Raw genomic sequence first — 19,228 nt, 5'->3', positions numbered from 1 at the left:
CTTCTCGAGAATCAGGAACTGCCGGCATGCGGCGTCGCATATTGCAGTCGATTCTCGCTGTCGTGATCATGACGGCGTTGCTGCTGGGGGTTCCGCTGATCTACACGGCGTGGCTCTGGGTGGAGGACGTGACGCGAAGTGATCTCCGGGTGCGCCTCGACCGGATGGCCGCTGAGGTCATCGCGCAAGAGGGGACGAACGGACTCGTCGAAGGTGCGTTGAACACCGATTCGCTCAAGGTTCTCACCCCGAACGACGGGCGCCTCGTCGTCGTGTATCCGACCGTCGTCGACGGCGCTGCACGCGTCGACGTCGGTGAGGCGACGGTCAAGAACGCACTCGTCGAATCGCTCGCGATGGGAACGTCCGGCTCGTTGCGTCTCGAGGTGCCGTCGGAGAACCTGCGCACCCAGCAGAAGCAGGCGGTGATGGCTGTCGGCGTGCTCGTGCTTCTGTCCATCACGGCAGGCACCGTGGTTGCTGTGGTCACTGCGCGTCGGCTTGCCGATCCGCTGCAGGATGTGGCCGACCGGGCGGCGCGCCTCGCCGAAGGCGACTTCCGGCCGGATCCTCGTCGGCACGACATCCCCGAACTCGACCGCGTGTCCGACGTCCTCGATGCGGCAACCGTGGAGATTTCGGTGCGGCTGCAACGAGAGCGCGCGCTGGTTGCGGATGTCTCGCATCAACTGCGCAGTCGACTGACTGCAGTGCGGCTGCGCCTGGACGAGTTGTCCGTTCACGAAGATCCTGACGTCGTGAACGAGGCCGAGGAAGCCATGGCGCAAGTGGACAGGCTCACCGACGGAATCGACGACCTGATTCGCTCGTCGCGCACCAGTGGGTCATCGGCGAGTCTGGTGTCGGTAGTCGGCGAGCTGGAACAGGTGACTCGCGACTGGCAGGCTCAGTTCGACGGAGAGGGACGCAGGCTGCGCCTACGCGGCGATCGCACGGTGATGGCTGCGACCACAGGTTCGCGTCTGCGTGAAGCTGTTTCCGTTCTGGTCGACAATTCGTTCGAACACGGTGAAGGCACGTGCACGGTGTCGGTGCGATTGATCGACGGTACGGGTCGCAGTTCGTCTCGCCGTGACTCGATGGTGTGCGTCGAGGTCACCGACGAAGGCTCCGGTGTGGAGAACGATCTGGCGCCGCACATCTTCGACAGAGGATTTTCGGGGGCGGGGTCCACCGGCGTCGGGTTGGCGCTCGCACGTGCACTGATCGAAGCCGACGGGGGCCGACTGGAACTGCAGAGGCGTAAGCCTGCCTTGTTCGCCGTCTTCCTGCCGGTGGCCAACACGGCGCCGACCGCGGACGTCGTTCCGCACCGCGAACCGCGCTGACCGAAAGGTCGGCGCAGACGGAAAACTCAGGAGTGCCCGAGCTCCTCTTCGGCATCAGGAATTACCGGGTCAGGCGCCGTGGTTTCGGATAACGCTGTGGTTTCGGACAATCCTGTGGTGTCGGACAGCTCGAGCGGTTCCGGATTCTCGTCGGGAAACACGAACTTGCGGAAGGCCCAGAATCGGAACGCCATCTGCAGCAGGTTGCCGATGACATATGCACTGATGAAGTCGGCGATGTTCTCCGTCGCCAGGCTGACTTCGGGTACGCGCAGGTTGAAGACGTAACTGGAGATGTACAGCGGGATGAAGCTGATGACGACACCGATGGCGCTGATGATGAAGAACAGCGCAGCTTCGTGCGCTGGTTCACGGCCACCACGGTTCTTGAACGACCACTCGCGGTTGAGAATGTACGACGCGATCACCGCGACGACGCCGGCGATGATCTTGGCCGTGATCGGCTTGGATTCGAGGATCGACAGCTTGAGTGTGTAGAAGATGCCCGAGTCGATGAGGAAGGTCGTTCCGCCGACGATCGCGAATTTGATCAGCTCGCTGTGACGCAGAGCGATGTCACGAAACGGTTGGGGTATGCGGGCAATGACCCCGTCGACAAATGGCACAACAGATGAGTTTACGAAACGAAACCGCGTTACCACCAATTTGCCGCGGATTCATCAGCAGAATCACAGATTGGGAACGCTGAATGAACGGGCGAACGCGGCACATGACAACATAGAGAGCCGTGACCGGCAACAACGATCCCGCGCAGATCCCCGCCCGCCCGACCACCCCTCGACCGGCAAAAGCATCCATGCCCGTCGTCACCATGATCGGTGGCGGACAGTTGGCCAGGATGACTCACCAGGCGGCGGTGGCACTGGGCCAGACGCTCCGAGTGCTCTCCGGGACTTCGGACGAGCCGGCAGCTCAGGTCAGCCCCGACGTCGTGCTCGGCAGCCACACCGACCTCGATGCTCTCCGCCGTGCAGCGGTCGGTTCCAATGCACTGACCTTCGACCACGAGCACGTGCCGACCGAGCACCTCGAGGTTCTTGTTGCCGAAGGCGTGAACGTTCAGCCGCCGCCGCAGGCTCTGATCTTCGCTCAGGACAAACTGCTCATGCGTCGCAAACTTGCCGAACTGGGCGCACCCGTACCCGCGTACGCCGAAGTGACGTGGGCGGAAGACGTCGTGCGTTTCGGCTCCGAACACGGTTGGCCGCTCGTCATCAAGGCAACACGCGGAGGCTACGACGGCCGCGGCGTCTGGATCACCGACGATCAGGACGAAGCAGAAGCCATCGTCACCGAGCAGCTGAACAAGGGTGTTCCGCTGATCGTCGAGGAAATGGTCTCGATGCGTCGGGAGCTGTCCGCCATGGTGGCGCGGTCGCCGTTCGGACAGGGCGCTACTTGGCCGGTCGTGGAAACGGTTCAGCGCAACGGCCAGTGTGCCGTCGTGATCGCACCTGCCCCCGAGCTTTCGAGTGCCGTTGCCGAGGAAGCTGAACAGTTGGCGCTGCGCATCGCGTCGGAGCTCGGTGTGGTCGGCTCCATGGCCGTCGAACTGTTCGAGACGACCGACGGCACTCTCGTGGTCAACGAGTTGGCGATGCGCCCGCACAACTCCGGTCACTGGACGATGGACGGCGCCCGCACCTCTCAGTTCGAGCAGCACCTGCGCGCGGTTCTCGACTACCCGCTCGGAGATACGTCGCCGATCGCGCCGGTCACCGTGATGGCCAACGTTCTCGGTGCGCCGGAAGCTCCCGAGATGACGATGGACGAGCGCGTCCATCACCTGTTCGCGCGGATGCCTGACGCGAAGATCCACCTGTACGGCAAGGGTGAGCGCAAGGATCGCAAGATCGGACACGTCAACATCGTGGGCGTCGCCGGATCCATCGACGATCCGAATTACGTTGCCGCAGTTCGGGAACGCGCCGAGCGCGCAGCACATTGGCTTTCGTACGCAGTTTGGACCGACGGATGGGATGTACACGGTGAGTGAGAGCGCGCAGGTCGGCCTGATCATGGGCAGCGATTCGGATTGGCCGACCATGGAAGCTGCAGCCGAAGCTTTGGCCGAGTTCGGTATCCGCTTCGAGGTCGGTGTTGTCTCGGCGCACCGCACGCCTCAGCGGATGCTCGACTACGCCAAGGAAGCTTCCGGCCGCGGAATCAAGGTCATCATCGCCGGTGCCGGTGGCGCCGCGCATCTTCCGGGCATGGTTGCCTCGGCCACGCCGTTGCCCGTCATCGGTGTTCCGGTGCCGCTCAAGTACCTCGACGGTATGGATTCGCTGCTTTCGATCGTCCAGATGCCGGCCGGCGTCCCGGTGGCGACAGTGTCGATCGGTGGCGCTCGCAACGCCGGTCTGCTGGCTGCTCGGATTCTCGGTGCTTCGGATCTCGCACTGCAGCAGCGGATGGTGGCGTTCCAGGAGAGCCTCGAGTCGATGGTGCTCGACAAGGACAAGGCGCTCCGCGAAAAACTGCTGGGCTGATCTTCTCGTGTGTGCACGACGCGGGCTGCCGCTGATCCGAGCGAGTCGGGGCAGCGCGCAGTCCGCGTTCGTCACCCGTGTCGCCCTGCTGTACGCCAGGATTCTCGGCGCGGACATCCGCTTCGACGACGAGTCCGGAATCTTTGTCGCCTCCGGACTGCGCTGCGGGTTCGCCAGAGGCGGAACAACTCTCGGTGGTGTATATCTCACCCGGCGGAACACGACTCGATCCGTCCTTCGTCACGAGGCCGTTCATGCGGACCAATGGGCCAGGTACGGAATCATATTCGGGTTGTTGTACCTGCGTGAGGAACTGCGTCATCGCGGGCCGCGCAACCGCTTCGAAATCGAGGCCGGTCTCGAAGACGGCGGTTACCGCACCTGAGTGAAAGCTCGTCAGTAAAAGCTACTCTTGGCGGCATGGCTCGTTTTCCGACTAGTGAACGCTTCGTCCGCTGGAGCGCGGATCATGCTCGCGGTGTGGACATCTGCATTGCGACGGTTGCCGCACTGTTCAGCGTTGTCGTTGCGGTCGAGGCGAGTCCGCTGGCGGTGTTCATCTCGCTGGGTATGACCGTTCCGTTGGCGTGGCGACGCTCGCGCCCCGAACTCTCCGGCATGGTGATCGCAGGATTCGCAGTTCTACACGTGATCTTCATCGGCAACACACTGCTCGCATCGGCCGTTGTCGTCCCCATCTCCCTGTACGCGCTGGCGGCCTATGGCGCTCGGTGGAGTTCACTCACCGGGCTGGTGCTCGCGTTGCTCGGCTCGATTGCCGGAACTGTTCGATACTTCGGCTACGACGGAATCCCGGTGTCCTCGCAGGTCATGCAGTCCGTGGCCGTCATGATCTTCATGCTCGCGGTCTGGGCGTTCGGTGATTTGCGTCGAGTTCGCACCAAACAATTGGAAGGTCTGACCGAGCGCGCACGGTTGCTCGAACTCGAGCGTGCGCAGGAAGCGGAAATCGCGACGATCAGCGAACGCTCGAGGATTGCGCGCGAGATGCACGACATCGTCGCGCATTCGTTGACCGTTGTCATCGCTCAGGCCGACGGTGGACGCTACAGCGCGGCCAAGGATCCTCAGGCTGCAATTCAGGCACTCGAAACAATTGCCTCCACCGGCCGCCAAGCGTTGACCGACATGCGATCGCTGCTGTCCGTCCTGCGTGAGGACACGCCCCGGGATTTCTCGGTGATCCCGGGCGCCGGCGACATCGACAGTCTCTTCCACGAGTTACGCAGCAGCGGCCTCGACATCGCCGTCAGTGTGACCGGGGAACCACGCGAACTCTCTGCGGGTGCGGGGTTGACGGCGTATCGCATCGTGCAGGAATCGCTGACGAACGTTCTCAAACATGCGGGGCCTGGAGCACAGGCTAGCGTCGAGATGACTTGGGCTGAAACCGAACTCGTTCTCGGTATCACCGACGACGGACGAGGCGGCAGCGCCGCGCTGGTCGAATCGTCACCAGGCGGACAGGGACTGATCGGAATGGCCGAGCGAGCCAAGCTGCACGGAGGCAAAGTGACCGCCGGACCGAAATCAGGCGGCGGATACAGCGTCCGGGCCGTCTTGCCGTACGAACGAACGTCTGGGTAGGTCTTGAAACGTCCGAAGGTCTTAAGGTGAGTGGCATGGACGAACACGTGGCTCCGATCGCAGTGGCACTGATCGACGATCAGCAGCTGGTCCGCGCAGGTTTTCGAATGGTCATCGACTCACAGCCGGATCTGTCGGTGGTTGTCGAGGCTTCGGACGGTCAGCAGGCGCTGACCGAGTTGGCCGCCCGTCATGTCGACGTCGTTCTGATGGATGTCCAGATGCCGAAGATGGACGGCATCGAGGCGACTCGTCGGCTCCTGGCCGACCCCGATGCGCCGAAGGTCGTGGTGCTCACCACCTTCGACAACGACGAGTACGTGATGTCGGCTATCCGGGCGGGCGCCAGTGGTTTCCTGCTCAAGGACGTGCCACCGGAGCAGTTGCTCGACGCCATCCGCACCGTGCACCGCGGGGACGCGGTGATCGAAGCCCGGGCCACTCGGCGACTGCTTCAGCACGTCGGGCCACTTCTGGAAGGCTCGGCGCCCGAAGCGCAGTTGCCCGAAGAGTTGACGCCGCGCGAGGTCGAGGTGCTCGAAGCCATGGCGTACGGGCTGTCGAATTCGGAGATCGCTGCGAAATTCCACGTCTCCGAGACGACAGTGAAAACCCATGTCGGACGGGTTCTTTCAAAGACTCATTCTCGTGATCGTGTACAGGCAGTCGTCTTCGCCTTCCAGATCGGACTTGTCCGGCGCGCAGATCTCCTCGGCACCGAGGGCTGACACGCCGCCCTGTCCAGTCCTACCCCGGGATGACACCGGGCTCTCCAAGATCGCCCCGCACTCCGACGCGGAGACCACTTGCGCTGCAATAACGTCGATTCCGTCATAGCGAGAAGCTTTACGGAGGGCAAAAAATGCATGCGCACACCACGACGGAACCAGCCGCAGTGCCGGCGATCACTGCCCGCGGTGTCACCAAGGTGTACGGCACCGGTGAGACCACGGTTCACGCGCTCGGCGGAGTCGACGTGGACTTCGGTCGCGAGCGGTTCACCGCGATCATGGGCCCGTCCGGCTCCGGAAAGTCGACGCTCATGCACTGCCTGGCCGGACTCGACACGGTCTCGGGTGGGCAGGTTTTCCTGGGCGACACCGAAGTCACGAAACTCGGCGACACGGAGCTCACCGAACTGCGACGCGAGCGGATCGGATTCGTCTTCCAAGCGTTCAACCTGCTACCGGTGCTCACTGCTCGGGAGAACATGCTGCTGCCGATGAAGCTGGCAGGTAGTGAACCCTCGCCCGAGTGGATGGACGAGGTGATCGGCAAGCTGGGCCTGTCGCAGCGTCTCGATCACCTGCCGCACGAATTGTCGGGCGGTCAGCAGCAACGCGTAGCCGTCGCCCGCGCACTACTGCCGCAGCCCGACGTGATCTTTGCCGACGAGCCCACCGGCAACCTGGATTCCCGTTCCGGGACAGAGGTTCTGGGACTCTTGCGGACCAGTGTCCGGGAGACCGGTCAGACCGTCGTCATGGTGACGCACGATCCGGTGGCGGCGTCGTACGCGGATCGAGTCGTGTTGATCGCGGACGGGCGTATTGCCGGAGAGATCGACCATCCCACCGTCGACTCGGTGATCGGTGCCATGCGAGCTCTCGGTGCCGACGACCTGGCCGATGTTCCTGCAGTTTCGGGTGCACTGCGATGAGAGGTCTGGCTTTTGCGCAGGCGCGGGCACATGCCGGGCGCTATGTGGCGTCGATACTCGCGGTGGTGATCGCCGTCGGATACATCGTCGCGACTTTGACCTTGAGCTCGACGGTCGACGCGAGTGTGAGCAAATCACTTGCGACGCAATACGAAACCACAGATGTCGTCGCGTCCGGTCCAGGCGTGACGGAAGCTCTGCTGAGCGCGGTGCCGGGCGTCTCGGCGGTGGCCGACGACGTGTCGACGTATGTTCGTGTCGACTCCGAGGCAAAGGGCGCGTCCTACGGGGATGCGCTCTCGATTGCCGACAATCCCGAATTGCGTTGGGAGAAGGTGTCGGAGGGATCGATTCCGGCCGGTCTGGGGCAGGTGTTGGTGAGCGCGGACTCCGGGATACCGATCGGTGCCCGAATCACAGTCACGGCACGGGATTCGACGGTCGGTGCCGCCGCACCCACCGCGGAGGTAGTCGGACTGGTCGACCTCTCCGGTTCGGCGCAACGACTGGGCGGGATCAAGATATTCACCACCGCCGAGCAGGTGAGCGCGTGGGCCGGTGACAGTGCCGAACGTGAGTTCCGTGTCGCCGGTGACGGTTCACGCTCTCAGCAACAACTCGTGGATTCGATCGCGAGCGCGCTGCCCGCGGACTCCACCGTGCTGACCGGCGAAGAAGCCACAGACAACGCCGCAGCCGAATACATGGGCGGCACCAAGATCCTCAGCACGGTGTTGCTCGCCTTCGGCGCCATCGCCGTTGTTGTTGCCGCGCTGGTGATCGCCAATACATTTGCCGTGCTGCTCGCGGCGCGCACTCAGGAACTTGCGTTGCTGCGATGCGTCGGCGCCACGGCCAAACAGGTTCGCCGGAGCATTCGCAGTGAAGCCGCGGCGGTCGGCGTGATCGCCTCGGTGATCGGCGTCGGACTCGGTGTCGGACTTGCCTGGGCAATCGGTCGCGTAGCAACGGCCGCAGATGTGCCGGTTCCTCTTTCGTCACTGAGCGTCACCCCGGTGACCGTGCTCGTCGGTCTTGCCGTCGGCATCGTGATGACGATGCTCGCTGCATCTGCGCCCGGGCGGGCGGCAACGAGGCTCTCCCCGCTGGCAGCACTGCAGCCGATGGAGTCCAAGCCTGAGAGCGTTCAGGTATCGGTGGTGCGCCGGGTTCTCGGCGTCGTGACCCTGCTCGCGGGCATCGCGATGACCGTCCTGGGAGTGACGAATCAGCAGGTGCCGGCCGCAACCGCCGGTGGACTGTTCTCGTTCCTGGGGATCGCGGCGCTGTCCGGTCGAATCGTGCCTGCACTGATCAATGCGGCCGGCGGAGTGTTGGCGAGACTGATCGGTCCGGTGGGAAGCCTGGCAGCAGGCAACGCCGGTAGGAACCCACGCCGCACCTCGGCGACAGCCACCGCATTGTTGATCGGTGTGGCCTTGACGAGCACGCTCGTCGTGGGAATCGCGACGGTCAAGGAAGCCGCACCCGCGGCGATGGACAGTCAATTCCCCGTCGACGTCATGGTGAGCAGTTCAGGTTCGGCACCGCTTCCCGCAGGGTTGGGCACAGACATCGCCGCGGTCAACGGTGTCGGCGCGGTGAGCGGTCTGGACAAGGCCGAACTGACGATCGACGGGCGCGGTTCGTTGGCCGGATTCGGCGTCGACGCTGCTCGGGTGAAAGATGTTCTGCGTACCGAGATCTCGGTACCCGCGGCCGGTCAGTTGGTGCTCTCGCCCGCTGACCTGACCGAATACAAGCTCTCGGCGGGCGATACGGCGACGGTGCGTGGGGATCGCGGCGTCGTGAACGTCAGCGTGGTCGAGGGCGTGAAAGGTCAACCAGCACTACTGGATCGAGGCGATCTCGGTGCAGCGGCCACCGCGCCGACCACCGATTCGTACTGGGTAAGGCTGGGGACGGATACTGACGAACAGGCTTTGGCCGCCACCGACCGCATCACGGAACTGGCACGCCAGGAAGCGCCGGGCAGCGATGTTCAGGGCATGACCGAGATGCGTTCAGCTCTCGATTCGATCCTCGACACCATGCTCATGGTGGTTGCCGGATTGCTGTCGGTAGCGGTGTTGATCGCTTTGATCGGCGTCGGAAACACCATGGCACTGTCCGTTCTCGAACGGCGCCGCGAATCCGGACTGCTTCGCGCACTCGGACTGACCAAGAAGGGAATTCGAGCCATGTTGATCTGGGAAGCACTGCTGGTGGCAGGAGTCGCATCGGTGATCGGAGTGCTGTTCGGGATGGTGTTCGGTGTAGCCGGTACCGCATCGGTTTTCGGGATCGAGGACGTCGCCCTCAGCGCAGTGCCGTGGGTGCAGTTGGTAGCCATCGTGTTGATCGGCGGAATCTGCGGTGTGATCGCGTCACTGCTCCCCGCTAGGCGGGCGGGGCTGGTGTCACCGGTGACAGCTCTCGCGAGCTAGCGTTCAGAACTGTTTCGTGACCTTCTCGGTGCCCACTCGGCGCGCGGTAGCTTCCGCGTCCGGGTGGGCCACCTGCACGAGTGAGGCACCCGCGGCGAGAACTGCCAGAAGCCCGTCGATCATTTCGTCTGCCGTGTCCCACGTGCGATTGGAGAGGACACGATCCGTCGACACCAATTCGACGTTCTTCGCCGATGCCCGTGCCGCGTCGATCGTGTCCGCTACGGACCGGCCTTCCAGCGCCGAACCGGCCCCGGCGCTACGGAACTGGTCGCCGTGCACACGGATGGAGGTTGCGTAGTCGGCGACGCCGAGCGGAAGATCGCTCAAACCTTTGCCGAACGCGTCGAGGGAGAGTGCGGCTACTTCCGGTACGTCCGCAACATCGTCCAGTCGGTCGGCAGTGACAAAAGCCAGTTCGGCGTCGGCGTCGGGGGAGAGGACCACCTCACCGCCTGCCCACCACACACCCAGCAAGACGGCGACGCTCTGCCAGTGCGCGGGAAGCAGCACGGCAACTTTGCTGCCGGGCTCGAGAGCGAACTCGTCGCGAACCATGTTCGCTGTCTTTGCCGCCCAATTGGCCAGAGTGCTCGCAGACAATTCGATGCGCTCGCCGGTGGCGTCGTCGTAGTAGGTCACGCGAGGGCCGGCCGGGTCGGCAGCCAGGATCGGTCCGAGGAGGGCGTCGGTCAGGTTGTCTACAGGCGAAGGCACCTAATCAGCTTACGCAGCGGTTCAGTTGACACAGCGCGGGCCGTTGGAGGCCGCGTCGATCGGCGGACCGGGAGGGGCGGGAGTGGGGCTGGTCTCGGTGGTGCTCGACGATTCAGTCGTGCTTGTCGCTCCTTCGGACGGGGATACCGCGTCCGCGGACTGCGGGCCGCTGTAGTCCTCGGCAATGACAACCCGAACCTTGCCCGAGGACAATGACGAATCCTCCTTGACCGTCAGACCGCCGAGTGCCTCGGCCACCGCGAGTGCTGCGTCGTCGTCCGCGGACTTTGCGAACACCGTCGATTCGGTGACGTCCGAGCCGGTGTTGTTGCCGACCTGACCCTGCTTGTACCCGAGGGCACTCAACGCTTCGGAAACACCGCTGGCCAACCCTGCGACGTCACTGGCGTTTGCGACGTCGACCGTGATCGAGGACGCATTCACCGTGGTCGGTGCTTCGGAGGTCTCCTCCGAGTCCTCGCTGTCGGCGCCGACCAATCCCGCGATGTACTTCTTGACGGCCTTGGGATCGACCTTGACGATGGACTCGCCGTAGTCGGTCATGCCGTTGATGTCGAGAACGGGAATGGTCTCGAATTGCACCTTGCCGCCGGCCAGATTCTGCAACTGCTTGGCGAACTCGATGATGTCCCAGTCGTCGTCGATCACGACGGAACGCTGGACAGCCGAGGTCAGCTGACTGAGCTTGCCGGGGTCACTGAGGGTTTTTGCGCTGAGTACCTTGCTGACGAGAGAAGCCATGAACACCTGCTGGCGAACGATCCGGTCCAGGTCGCCGCGAGGAAGGTCGTGTCGTTGTCGCACGAAGCTCAGCGCGTCGGCGCCGTCGAGTGTCTGTTTCCCGGCCGCGAAATTGGCTCCGGACATCGGTTCGTCTACCGGCGCGTTGAGGCACACGTCGACTCCGCCCACTGCGTTGGTCAGCAGGACGAATCCGAGTAGTCCGACTTCGGCGTAGTGATCGACGGTGATGCCGGTCAGATTCGCCACCGCTCCGATGAGCGCGGTCCGGCCGGCTTCGGTCGACTTCTTGTCTGCGTCGCTGTCGGACGACCCGTTGTTGACCAACTTCAGCCGCTCGGTTTCCTTGGTGGCACCGAACGCGGCGTTGATCTTCGACATACCGATACCCGGGACGTTGACGTACGCGTCGCGGGGAATCGAGATCGCGGTCGCGGAACTCCCGTCGTTGGGGACGCGGATCAAGATGATGGTGTCGGTATTGGACGCAACTTCCTCACCTGCGCGCAACGAGTCGAGCTCGCTTTGTGAGAGCGGGTTGCCGTGCGCGTCCGTTCGACTGTCCGTTCCCACCATCAGAATGTCGATTGCTCCGTCCTTGCCGCCACCGAGGCCGAGTCCGCTGGCAGTGGCAAGGCTGTTTCTCAACGAGTCCACACCCCGCCATGCGAACCCGGTGACCAGCAGAACGAGCACGGACAGCACCGCGACCGCTATGCGAGCCGGGCTCGTCTTGGTCCGAATCGGCGCAGGTCGTGGACGCGCGCGGCGCTGCGGTTGCTGGTGGGACACTCCTTCAGGTTACTGGTCCGATGCTCGGCCGCGGGTACCTCGACGCGGCGTGCCAGACTGAACCGTGTGACGAATATCCTGCTCACCGGCGCCCGAGGGCAGCTCGGAACACGTATCGATGCTCTCGCAACGTCGGCGGGTCACACTGTGACGGCCGTCGGTTCCCGCGAGCTCGACATCACCGACAGCCGAGCGGTCGACAACTTCGTCTCGCCTGGTTCGGTGCTGCCGGTCAACTGCGCTGCGTACACGGCCGTCGATGCTGCCGAGACCGACCAGGAAGCGGCGAGGGCGGTCAACGAGATCGGGCCGCGGAATCTCGCGCAAGCCTGTGCGCGGGTGGGTTCGCGGTTGATCCACGTTTCGACGGACTACGTCTTTCCGGGCGATGCAAGCTCGCCATACGGCGTCGATGCACCGACCGGTCCCGCGACGGTCTACGGCCGAACCAAACTGGACGGCGAGATCGCTGTTCGAGAGTCGGGGGCTGACGCGGCCGTTGTCCGTACCGCGTGGGTGTATTCCGGTGCCGGCACGGATTTTGTCGCCACGATGCGAAGGCTCGAAGCCGAACGCGAATTCGTGAACGTCGTGGACGACCAGATCGGGTCGCCCACGTACAGCGTCGATCTGGCCGGCGGCATCGTCGAACTCGCGCTGCTGGACTTCACGGGTGCGTCGACATTCCACGTGACCAACGGCGGGCAAGCAAGTTGGTACGAGTTGGCGCGAGCTGTTTTCGAGGAGATCGGCGCAGACCCTGCTCGGGTGCGCCCGTGCAGTAGTGCGGAGTTCGTACGCCCTGCCTCTCGCCCGGCATATTCGGTCTTGTCCGAGCGCGCGTGGGTTACCGCGGGAATGACGCCGCTGCGTCCGTGGCGAGAGGCTCTGCACGCCGCTCTGGCGTGAGCATTGTTCGGGACAGTGGCCGCGGACGGCTAGGCTGACCGGCGTGAGTCCCAAGCTGGCCGTGGTAACGGTGACCTACTCGCCAGGCGAGCATCTCGAGAATTTCTTGAGCACGCTCGCTGTGGCGACGACAGAAAAACCCCAGGTCATCATGGCCGACAATGGGTCGACCGATGGTGCCCCCGAGGCCGCCGATGCCAAGTACGAGCATGTCCGTCTGCTTCGAACCGGCGGAAACATCGGGTACGGGGGAGCGATAAATCGGGCTGTAGCGGAGATCGATTCGTCGATCGAATTCGTCGTGATTTCCAACCCGGACGTCCAATGGGCACCCGGTTCACTCGACGAATTGGTGGCTGCGGCAAATCGGTGGCCAAGGGCCGGTGCACTGGGGCCGAAGGTCCTCGAACCGGACGGCAGTGTCTATCCGTCGGCGCGAACGGTGCCCGACATCACCTCGGGCGTCGGGCACGCGTTGCTCGGTACCGTATGGCCGAAGAACCCGTGGACTGCTCGTTACCGTCAGGAGAACGAGGCCGTCACCGAGCGTGCAGTGGGGTGGCTTTCCGGGTCGTGCCTGCTGGTGCGACGCGACGCCTTCGACACCATCTCAGGTTTCGACTCTCGTTACTTCATGTACATGGAGGACGTGGACTTCGGTGACCGCCTCGGAAAAGCCGGGTGGCTCAACGTATTCGTCCCCTCGGCCGTCGTCACCCATGCCAAAGGCCATGCGGCAGGACGTCATCCGGAACTGATGTTGCCTGCCCATCATCGCAGTGCGTACCAGTTCCAGGCTGATCGCCATCCGCACTGGTGGCAGGCTCCGCTACGACTTGCCTTGCGCGGTGGCCTCGCGGTGCGATCCAAGATCGCCGTAGCTTCTGCAGTTCGCGAGCGCGCTCGCACCGACAACTCGACCGACAACCCATCAGTTTCGAACCACGGGGGAAAATGATGTCCGATCCGAATCCGACCGACGCCGTAATCCTGGTAGGCGGCAAGGGCACTCGGCTGCGTCCGTTGACGCTGTCGGCGCCCAAGCCGATGCTTCCGACAGCCGGCCTTCCGTTCCTGACGCACCTGCTCGCCCGCATCGAGGCAGCCGGAATCAAGCACGTCGTGCTCGGAACGTCCTTCAAGGCAGAGGTATTCGAGGACTACTTCGGCGACGGCTCCAAGATGGGCCTCGAGATCGACTACGTCTTCGAGACCGAACCTCTCGGCACCGGTGGCGGAATCCGCAACGTGCTGCCGAAGTTGCGCGGTGACAACGTCATGGTGTTCAACGGCGACGTGCTCGGTGGCACCGATCTGAACGGCATTCTCGAGACCCACGAGAAGACGGACGCCGACGTGACCCTGCATCTGGTTCGTGTGGGAGACCCGCGAGCATTCGGTTGTGTTCCGACCGACGAGGACGGACGAGTCTCGGCATTCCTGGAGAAGACCCAGGATCCGCCGACGGATCAGATCAACGCCGGCTGCTACGTCTTCAAGCGCGAGATCATCGAACAGATCCCCGAAGGACGACCGGTATCGGTCGAGCGCGAGGTGTTCCCGAATCTCCTGGCCGAGGGCAAGCGGGTGTTCGGCCACGTCGACTCGTCGTACTGGCGTGACATGGGAACCCCCGAGGACTTCGTTCGCGGTTCCGCCGACCTGGTGCGAGGTATCGCACCTTCGCCGGCTCTCGAAGGTCCGCGCGGCGAGTCGCTGGTTCACCCCGGAGCCGGAATCGCGCCGGGCGCTGTTCTGATCGGCGGCACGGTTGTCGGTCGAGGCGCAGAAGTTGGTGCAGGCGCTCGCCTCGACGGTGCAATTCTCTTCGACGGCGCCGTTGTGGAAGCCGGGGCGGTGGTCGAACGATCGATCCTCGGATTCGGCGTCCGTATCGGACCCCGAGCGCTGGTCCGCGACGCTGTCATCGGAGACGGCGCGGACATCGGTGCGCGGTGTGAATTGTTGCGCGGCGCACGCGTGTGGCCGGGGGTGACGCTGCCGGACGGTGGCGTGCGCTTCAGCACAGATGTGTGATCGTTAGCTGACCTACTGGAATACTGGCGGGTATGACTTCTCTTCCGAGCCGTTACGTTGCCCTCGGTGACTCGTTCACCGAGGGCGTCGGCGACGCCGACGAACGATTCCCCAATGGTCTGCGCGGGTGGGCAGACCGAGTGGCCGAGCAGCTGGCGGTGAACAATCCCGACTTCCGCTACGCCAACCTGGCGATTCGTGGTCGCCTACTCGGACCGATCATCGACGAGCAGTTGGAACCCGCTCTGGCGTTGAAGCCCGATCTGGTGACCATCTACGCCGGCGGAAACGACATGATGCGTCCGAAGCTCGACATCGATGCGATGGTCGCCCGCTACGATTCGGCAATCGGTCAGCTCACTGCATCCGGCGCTCGGGTTCTGATGTTCACCGCGTACGACACCGGATGGTCCGCCTTCTTCGGCAAGCTCCGCGGACGTCTGGCGATCTACAACGAGCTTGTTCGCGAGGTGGCCGACCGCCACGACGCGACCCTCGTCGACTTCTGGCGATTCTCCGAATATCAGGACCTTCGGATGTGGGACTGGGATCGCCTCCACATGTCGCCCTCCGGGCACGAGAACATGGCGACGCGTGTGCTCGACGTGCTCGGCGTCGAACACGGATTGACCCCACCCGATCTCGGGCCTGCGCCGGTCCTCACGAAAGCCGAAACTCGTCGCGAGGATCGTCAATGGGCGCGAGAGTTCTTGGTGCCGTGGGTAGCTCGGCGCGTGAAGGGAACATCTTCGGGCGACGGCGTGAGCGCCAAACAGCCCCAGCTTTCTCCGATTCAGTCCTGATTCTTGCGCTGACGGGCGAGCGCGACCAGGTGGTCGATGGTCTCGCGTTCCGCTGTAGGTGGGAGCGCGTCCACCGGCCACCATCTGAGGTCGGTGGACTCTGCGCTGCGGACGATATGTGAATTGTCCGGCGCCACAACAAGAAACCGTAGATCGAGATGGCGAGTCGGTACTCCGAGTGAGCACGTGATCGGATGCGTGTGGGCCGAGAGTAGGTCCGCGTCTATCCGAACGTCGTGAATTCCGGACTCCTCGCGAGCTTCCCGCAATGCCGCATCTACCACCGTCTCGTCGTCGGGCTCGCAGTGGCCGCCGAGCTGAATCCACCTGCCCACCTTGGGATGCAGGGTCAGCAAGACGTGGCAGCCACTCTCGTCGAGAACGAGAGACGACGCGGTGATGTGTCCCGGTGCGTGGCGACGAAGGCAGCCGTCCGGAGCCGAATCGAGGAACGCGAGCATCGTGTGCCGCAACGATTCGTCCGCTTCGGAGGACGTCTCCCAGCCCTCCAGGACACCCTTGGCGGAGGCGTGCAGCGATTCGGCTGACATGGACCTACAGCTCCACCAACGCGTCCCCGGGGGCGGAGACAGAGCGAGGAGTCAGTGGTTCGAGGGGGTGCCCGATTGCGATGGCACCGAGTGGCTGCCAATCCGCCGGGAGATCGAGTTGTTCGCGTACGAGATCGGCGGCGAAGATCGTCGATCCGATCCAGCAGCTTCCCACGCCGCGGGTGGCCAACGAGACCAGCAGTCCCTGCACTGCCGCGCCGGCGGCGACCGTGAACATCGTCGACTCCGCCGCGGTTCGTCCGGCATCCGGATAACTGTGTGCGCCATCGGGCACGCAGAAGGGAATGACGACCTCGGGGGCGTCGAACAGGATGTTTCCGCGGGCAACCCGGGCCTCGACGGATTCGTCACTGCGACCGTCGGCGCGAAGATCGGCGGCCCACTTCTCGCGCATCTGCTCGAGAAGAGCCGTGCGGACCGACTCCGTGCGTAGCCACACGAATCGAACCGGTCTCGTGTGGTGCGGTGCGGGAGCGGTGAGTGCCTCGGCGATCGAGCTGCGAATGATCTCCGCGTCGACGGGATCACTTGCGAACTGTCGGACCGATCGACGCAACAGCAGCGCCTGGCCACGGCCCATCGCCGTAGCTTCCTCGGTGCCCAGCCAGAACAGATCGTCCGGGCCGCGGCGAATCAGATCCTGGCCACTCGAACCGTCGTCCTCGAACCGAAGCCCACGAACGACGGCGACGGGAACGCCGCCCAGCTTTCCCTTGACCAAGTCGCCCGCAGCGGCGATTTCGTCCGCGATCGCGATCTCGGTGACGATCAGATCGTTGCCCTGACTGTCCTGTGCTCCGAGGTAGCCGTGCAGGACCGGAATGCCGGAGGAACCGATTGCGGCGTCGGTCTGCCCGTTGCGCCACGCACGACCCATCGTGTCGGTGACGACGACGGCGACGGACTTGCCCGTGCTCTCGAGAATTCGGGCGCGCAGACCCGCAGCGCTCGCATCCGGATCCACGGGGAGTAGCGCCAATTCGGCACCGTCGACGTTGGAGCCGTCGATGCCCGATGCGGCCTGCACGATTCCGAGTTTGTTCTCGGTGATCAGAGTGCGGCCCTTGCGTGCCACGACGCGGACGGCTTCCTGATCCACCAGGAGGCGTCGTGCCGCGTCGCGCTCTTCCGGATCGGTCGGTGAGGAAACGATGCGACCCTCGACTTTGGAGAACACCTTGCTCGTGACGACAACGACGTCGCCGCTCTCGAGCCACGGCGTCGCGTCGACGACAGCGGTGGCCAAGTCGTCTCCGGGCCGGAACTCGGGAAGCCCGAGCACTGGAATGACTTCGATTGCGGCGCCGGGGGAGTGATCACCGGGAGAGTGATTTCTGTCGCGGCTTGCTTCGGTTCCGGGCTCGGTCACAGTTCGACTCCGGCGATCTCGAAAGCCGTGCGAACCATTTTCGCGGTCTCTTCGGGGGACGTCATCAAAAGTGGGATGCTTCGCACGTCCACCCCGTCGATGTCGGCCGTGTCACCTTCGTCGACGAGCCAGCCGTCGAGAATGCCGTTGATCGAACGAGCTCCGTAGTGGCGACCGATCGCCTCCGAAGTCGTCTCGACCCCGATCACCTCGAGGCACTCGTCAGCCATGCCGCGCAACGGTTTTCCGCCGATGACGGGGGAGAGGCCGACAACCTTGGCCGCGGTTGTTCGCAGGGCACCGCGAATGCCGGGCACCGCGAGGATCGCGCCGACGCTCACGACGGGATTGGACGGTGCGATCAGCACGATGTCGGCACCGTCGATCGCCTCGACCACCCCTGGCGCGGGCTTGGCCTGCTCGGCGCCGACGTGAGCGAAGCTGTGCGTTTCCACCTGTGCCCGATGGCGTACCCACCACTCCTGGAAATGAATCGCCTTCTGCTCACCGTCTTCCGGATCGGTGATCACGACGTGTGTTTCGCTGCGGTCGTCGCTCACGGGAAGCAGTGCGACACCGGGATTCCAGCGATTGCACAACGCTTCGGTGATCGCGGACAACGGATATCCCGTGCGGAGCATCTGGCTGCGAATCAAATGCGTTGCGATATCGCGATCTCCGAGGCCGAACCAGTCCGGCTTCGCGCCGTACGCGGCGAGTTCTTCTTTCGCATTCCAGGTTTCGCCGGCGTGCCCCCACCCGCGTTCGGTGTCGATGCCGCCGCCGAGTGTGTACATACAAGTGTCCAGATCGGGGCAGATGCGCAGACCGTGCATCCACACGTCGTCCCCGACGTTGACGACGGCCGTGATGCGATGTGGGCCTTCGTATTTCTCGAGGGATTCACCACCGGCGATTCCGAGCGCGTTTTGAACACCTTGAAGGAAACGGGCCCCGCCGACGCCGCCAACCAATACAGTCACGTTCACGACAACAGAGCCTAGGCGGTCGGCGCGTCGTCGTGTCTGGCGGGCAGAAGGTCCCGTCAATTGAGGGCCGGAATACTAATGGATTCATCTCGTTTAGCTTGACCGCGACACGCTGGACGTGTGTAATCTCAAATGTGTCATTCCAACCGCTACTTGTGAGTTCACTTGCAGCGGGGCCGGTTTCGAACACAGTTTCGAACGGTCGACGGGGTGGGGTTGAAGATGGAGTGAAAATTCTGCGCTATTACAGGTGAGGAGGCGGAACGATGCCCAATGAAAATGTCGAGATCAGTTCTCTCGCAATGACAGTAAGCGACGAACCGCAGACCGATTCCCGAGCAGGCGCAGCAGAAGGTGCCTGCAGCAGTGAGTTCGACGGTATGAGTACTCGGCCAGTGCTGAGTCTCGTCACCGGCTTCGAAGAATTGTTCGACACCATCGAGGATCAGTGGCAGGAGCGTGCTCTCTGCGCGCAGACCGATCCCGAAGCGTTCTTTCCTGAAAAGGGAGGATCGACGAGGGAAGCAAAACGGATCTGCCTCGGTTGTGAAGTTCGTGACGAGTGCCTCGAGTACGCGCTCGCGAACGACGAACGGTTCGGAATCTGGGGAGGGTTGTCCGAGCGCGAGCGTCGGCGACTCAAGCGGGGGATCATCTGATCTGCTGCTGAATCGGTTCTGTCAGCGTCGGGGCTGACGGGC

Annotated in this window: 19 protein-coding genes; 13 read left to right on the top strand and 6 right to left on the bottom strand. The window is 63.7% G+C overall.

What is annotated here, in order from left to right:
- The first annotated feature begins 26 nt into the window (after positions 1 to 26).
- Positions 27 to 1,349 (top strand): sensor histidine kinase, encoded by a 1,323-nt coding sequence (locus ABIE52_RS11145; RefSeq protein WP_007731154.1) that lies wholly within the window; start codon positions 27 to 29, stop codon positions 1,347 to 1,349.
- Between the two features lie 26 nt (positions 1,350 to 1,375).
- On the opposite strand, the gene ABIE52_RS11140 is transcribed toward ABIE52_RS11145, so the two are convergent.
- A complete protein-coding gene (locus tag ABIE52_RS11140; protein ID WP_007731156.1) occupies positions 1,376 to 1,975 on the bottom strand; it encodes a GtrA family protein in 600 nt (199 codons plus the stop codon).
- Between the two features lie 191 nt (positions 1,976 to 2,166).
- On the opposite strand from ABIE52_RS11140, the gene ABIE52_RS11135 reads away from it, so the two are divergent.
- The 7 genes from ABIE52_RS11135 (at position 2,167) to ABIE52_RS11105 (ending at position 9,577) form a co-directional block, all read left to right on the top strand.
- Complete coding sequence (locus ABIE52_RS11135; RefSeq protein ID WP_207623930.1) at positions 2,167 to 3,366, top strand: 5-(carboxyamino)imidazole ribonucleotide synthase; 1,200 nt, start codon at positions 2,167 to 2,169, stop codon at positions 3,364 to 3,366.
- Positions 3,350 to 3,862, top strand: a complete 513-nt coding sequence (gene purE / locus ABIE52_RS11130) for a 5-(carboxyamino)imidazole ribonucleotide mutase (RefSeq protein ID WP_065455511.1) — start codon at positions 3,350 to 3,352, stop codon at positions 3,860 to 3,862. Before ABIE52_RS11135 ends, purE begins: the two co-directional genes overlap by 17 nt.
- 7 nt (positions 3,863 to 3,869) lie before the next feature.
- On the top strand, positions 3,870 to 4,247 hold the full coding sequence (locus tag ABIE52_RS11125; protein ID WP_054187635.1) for a hypothetical protein: 378 nt from the start codon (positions 3,870 to 3,872) through the stop codon (positions 4,245 to 4,247).
- A 35-nt stretch (positions 4,248 to 4,282) separates the two neighbouring features.
- Positions 4,283 to 5,470, top strand: a complete 1,188-nt coding sequence (locus ABIE52_RS11120) for a sensor histidine kinase (RefSeq protein ID WP_007731164.1) — start codon at positions 4,283 to 4,285, stop codon at positions 5,468 to 5,470.
- 35 nt (positions 5,471 to 5,505) lie between these two features.
- Positions 5,506 to 6,198 (top strand): response regulator, encoded by a 693-nt coding sequence (locus ABIE52_RS11115; RefSeq protein ID WP_003940960.1) that lies wholly within the window; start codon positions 5,506 to 5,508, stop codon positions 6,196 to 6,198.
- Between the two features lie 134 nt (positions 6,199 to 6,332).
- Positions 6,333 to 7,130, top strand: coding sequence for an ABC transporter ATP-binding protein (locus ABIE52_RS11110; protein ID WP_042450120.1), 798 nt, complete (start codon positions 6,333 to 6,335; stop codon positions 7,128 to 7,130).
- The gene (locus ABIE52_RS11105) at positions 7,127 to 9,577 is read left to right on the top strand and encodes an ABC transporter permease (RefSeq protein WP_192712546.1); all 2,451 of its coding nucleotides are present in this window, start codon (positions 7,127 to 7,129) and stop codon (positions 9,575 to 9,577) included. Before ABIE52_RS11110 ends, ABIE52_RS11105 begins: the two co-directional genes overlap by 4 nt.
- A gap of 3 nt (positions 9,578 to 9,580) precedes the next feature.
- Here ABIE52_RS11105 and ABIE52_RS11100 read toward each other — a convergent pair whose 3' ends face one another.
- Both ABIE52_RS11100 and ABIE52_RS11095 read right to left on the bottom strand, forming a co-directional pair.
- Positions 9,581 to 10,294 carry a TIGR03089 family protein gene (locus ABIE52_RS11100; RefSeq protein ID WP_054827248.1) on the bottom strand — a complete coding sequence of 238 codons (714 nt, stop codon included), beginning with the start codon at positions 10,292 to 10,294 and terminating at the stop codon, positions 9,581 to 9,583.
- 21 nt (positions 10,295 to 10,315) lie between these two features.
- Positions 10,316 to 11,848, bottom strand: a complete 1,533-nt coding sequence (locus ABIE52_RS11095) for an LCP family protein (protein WP_269609992.1) — start codon at positions 11,846 to 11,848, stop codon at positions 10,316 to 10,318.
- A gap of 66 nt (positions 11,849 to 11,914) precedes the next feature.
- Here ABIE52_RS11095 and rfbD point away from each other — a divergent pair, with 66 nt between their 5' ends.
- From rfbD to ABIE52_RS11075, 4 genes are read left to right on the top strand one after another with little or no spacing between them, the layout of a single operon-like run.
- Positions 11,915 to 12,757 (top strand): dTDP-4-dehydrorhamnose reductase, encoded by an 843-nt coding sequence (gene rfbD, locus ABIE52_RS11090; RefSeq protein ID WP_354541485.1) that lies wholly within the window; start codon positions 11,915 to 11,917, stop codon positions 12,755 to 12,757.
- Between the two features lie 43 nt (positions 12,758 to 12,800).
- Positions 12,801 to 13,715: a glycosyltransferase family 2 protein gene (locus ABIE52_RS11085; protein WP_003940999.1), complete on the top strand. Its 915-nt coding sequence runs from the start codon at positions 12,801 to 12,803 to the stop codon at positions 13,713 to 13,715.
- Positions 13,712 to 14,794: a mannose-1-phosphate guanylyltransferase gene (gene manB, locus ABIE52_RS11080; protein ID WP_037125580.1), complete on the top strand. Its 1,083-nt coding sequence runs from the start codon at positions 13,712 to 13,714 to the stop codon at positions 14,792 to 14,794. Before ABIE52_RS11085 ends, manB begins: the two co-directional genes overlap by 4 nt.
- Positions 14,795 to 14,826: 32 nt before the next feature.
- Positions 14,827 to 15,597: an SGNH/GDSL hydrolase family protein gene (locus tag ABIE52_RS11075; RefSeq protein ID WP_003940765.1), complete on the top strand. Its 771-nt coding sequence runs from the start codon at positions 14,827 to 14,829 to the stop codon at positions 15,595 to 15,597.
- On the opposite strand, the gene ABIE52_RS11070 is transcribed toward ABIE52_RS11075, so the two are convergent.
- The 3 genes from ABIE52_RS11070 to cofD are packed head-to-tail and all read right to left on the bottom strand — an operon-like array spanning position 15,588 to position 18,527.
- Entirely contained in the window at positions 15,588 to 16,148 is a 561-nt protein-coding gene (locus tag ABIE52_RS11070; RefSeq protein WP_003940680.1) for an NUDIX hydrolase, read from the bottom strand. The two genes, ABIE52_RS11075 and ABIE52_RS11070, sit on opposite strands and share 10 nt — an antisense overlap.
- Before the next feature lie 4 nt (positions 16,149 to 16,152).
- The gene (locus ABIE52_RS11065; RefSeq protein WP_003940947.1) at positions 16,153 to 17,538 is read right to left on the bottom strand and encodes a coenzyme F420-0:L-glutamate ligase; all 1,386 of its coding nucleotides are present in this window, start codon (positions 17,536 to 17,538) and stop codon (positions 16,153 to 16,155) included.
- Entirely contained in the window at positions 17,535 to 18,527 is a 993-nt protein-coding gene (gene cofD / locus ABIE52_RS11060; protein WP_003940958.1) for a 2-phospho-L-lactate transferase, read from the bottom strand. The genes ABIE52_RS11065 and cofD overlap by 4 nt, the downstream gene beginning before the upstream one ends.
- A 380-nt stretch (positions 18,528 to 18,907) precedes the next feature.
- Here cofD and ABIE52_RS11055 point away from each other — a divergent pair, with 380 nt between their 5' ends.
- The gene (locus tag ABIE52_RS11055; RefSeq protein ID WP_020907098.1) at positions 18,908 to 19,186 is read left to right on the top strand and encodes a WhiB family transcriptional regulator; all 279 of its coding nucleotides are present in this window, start codon (positions 18,908 to 18,910) and stop codon (positions 19,184 to 19,186) included.
- Positions 19,187 to 19,228: the final 42 nt, after the last annotated feature.

The sequence above is a fragment of the Rhodococcus sp. OAS809 genome (assembly GCF_040546695.1).
GTDB classification, from domain to species: domain Bacteria; phylum Actinomycetota; class Actinomycetes; order Mycobacteriales; family Mycobacteriaceae; genus Rhodococcus_F; species Rhodococcus_F qingshengii.
Note: the sequence above shows the minus strand (reverse complement) of the source record. Positions and strands in the feature narration are given on the sequence as shown.

Bases quoted from the DNA above. Each gene is read 5' to 3' on its own strand.
- ABIE52_RS11145 (WP_007731154.1), top strand. From the start codon at position 27: ATGCGGCGTCGCATATTGCAGTCGATTCTCGCTGTCGTGATCATGACG.
- ABIE52_RS11135 (WP_207623930.1), top strand. From the start codon at position 2,167: ATGCCCGTCGTCACCATGATCGGTGGCGGACAGTTGGCCAGGATGACT.
- purE (WP_065455511.1), top strand. From the start codon at position 3,350: ATGTACACGGTGAGTGAGAGCGCGCAGGTCGGCCTGATCATGGGCAGC.
- ABIE52_RS11120 (WP_007731164.1), top strand. From the start codon at position 4,283: ATGGCTCGTTTTCCGACTAGTGAACGCTTCGTCCGCTGGAGCGCGGAT.
- ABIE52_RS11115 (WP_003940960.1), top strand. From the start codon at position 5,506: ATGGACGAACACGTGGCTCCGATCGCAGTGGCACTGATCGACGATCAG.
- ABIE52_RS11110 (WP_042450120.1), top strand. From the start codon at position 6,333: ATGCATGCGCACACCACGACGGAACCAGCCGCAGTGCCGGCGATCACT.
- ABIE52_RS11105 (WP_192712546.1), top strand. From the start codon at position 7,127: ATGAGAGGTCTGGCTTTTGCGCAGGCGCGGGCACATGCCGGGCGCTAT.
- manB (WP_037125580.1), top strand. From the start codon at position 13,712: ATGATGTCCGATCCGAATCCGACCGACGCCGTAATCCTGGTAGGCGGC.
- ABIE52_RS11075 (WP_003940765.1), top strand. From the start codon at position 14,827: ATGACTTCTCTTCCGAGCCGTTACGTTGCCCTCGGTGACTCGTTCACC.
- ABIE52_RS11070 (WP_003940680.1), bottom strand. From the start codon at position 16,148: ATGTCAGCCGAATCGCTGCACGCCTCCGCCAAGGGTGTCCTGGAGGGC.
- ABIE52_RS11055 (WP_020907098.1), top strand. From the start codon at position 18,908: ATGAGTACTCGGCCAGTGCTGAGTCTCGTCACCGGCTTCGAAGAATTG.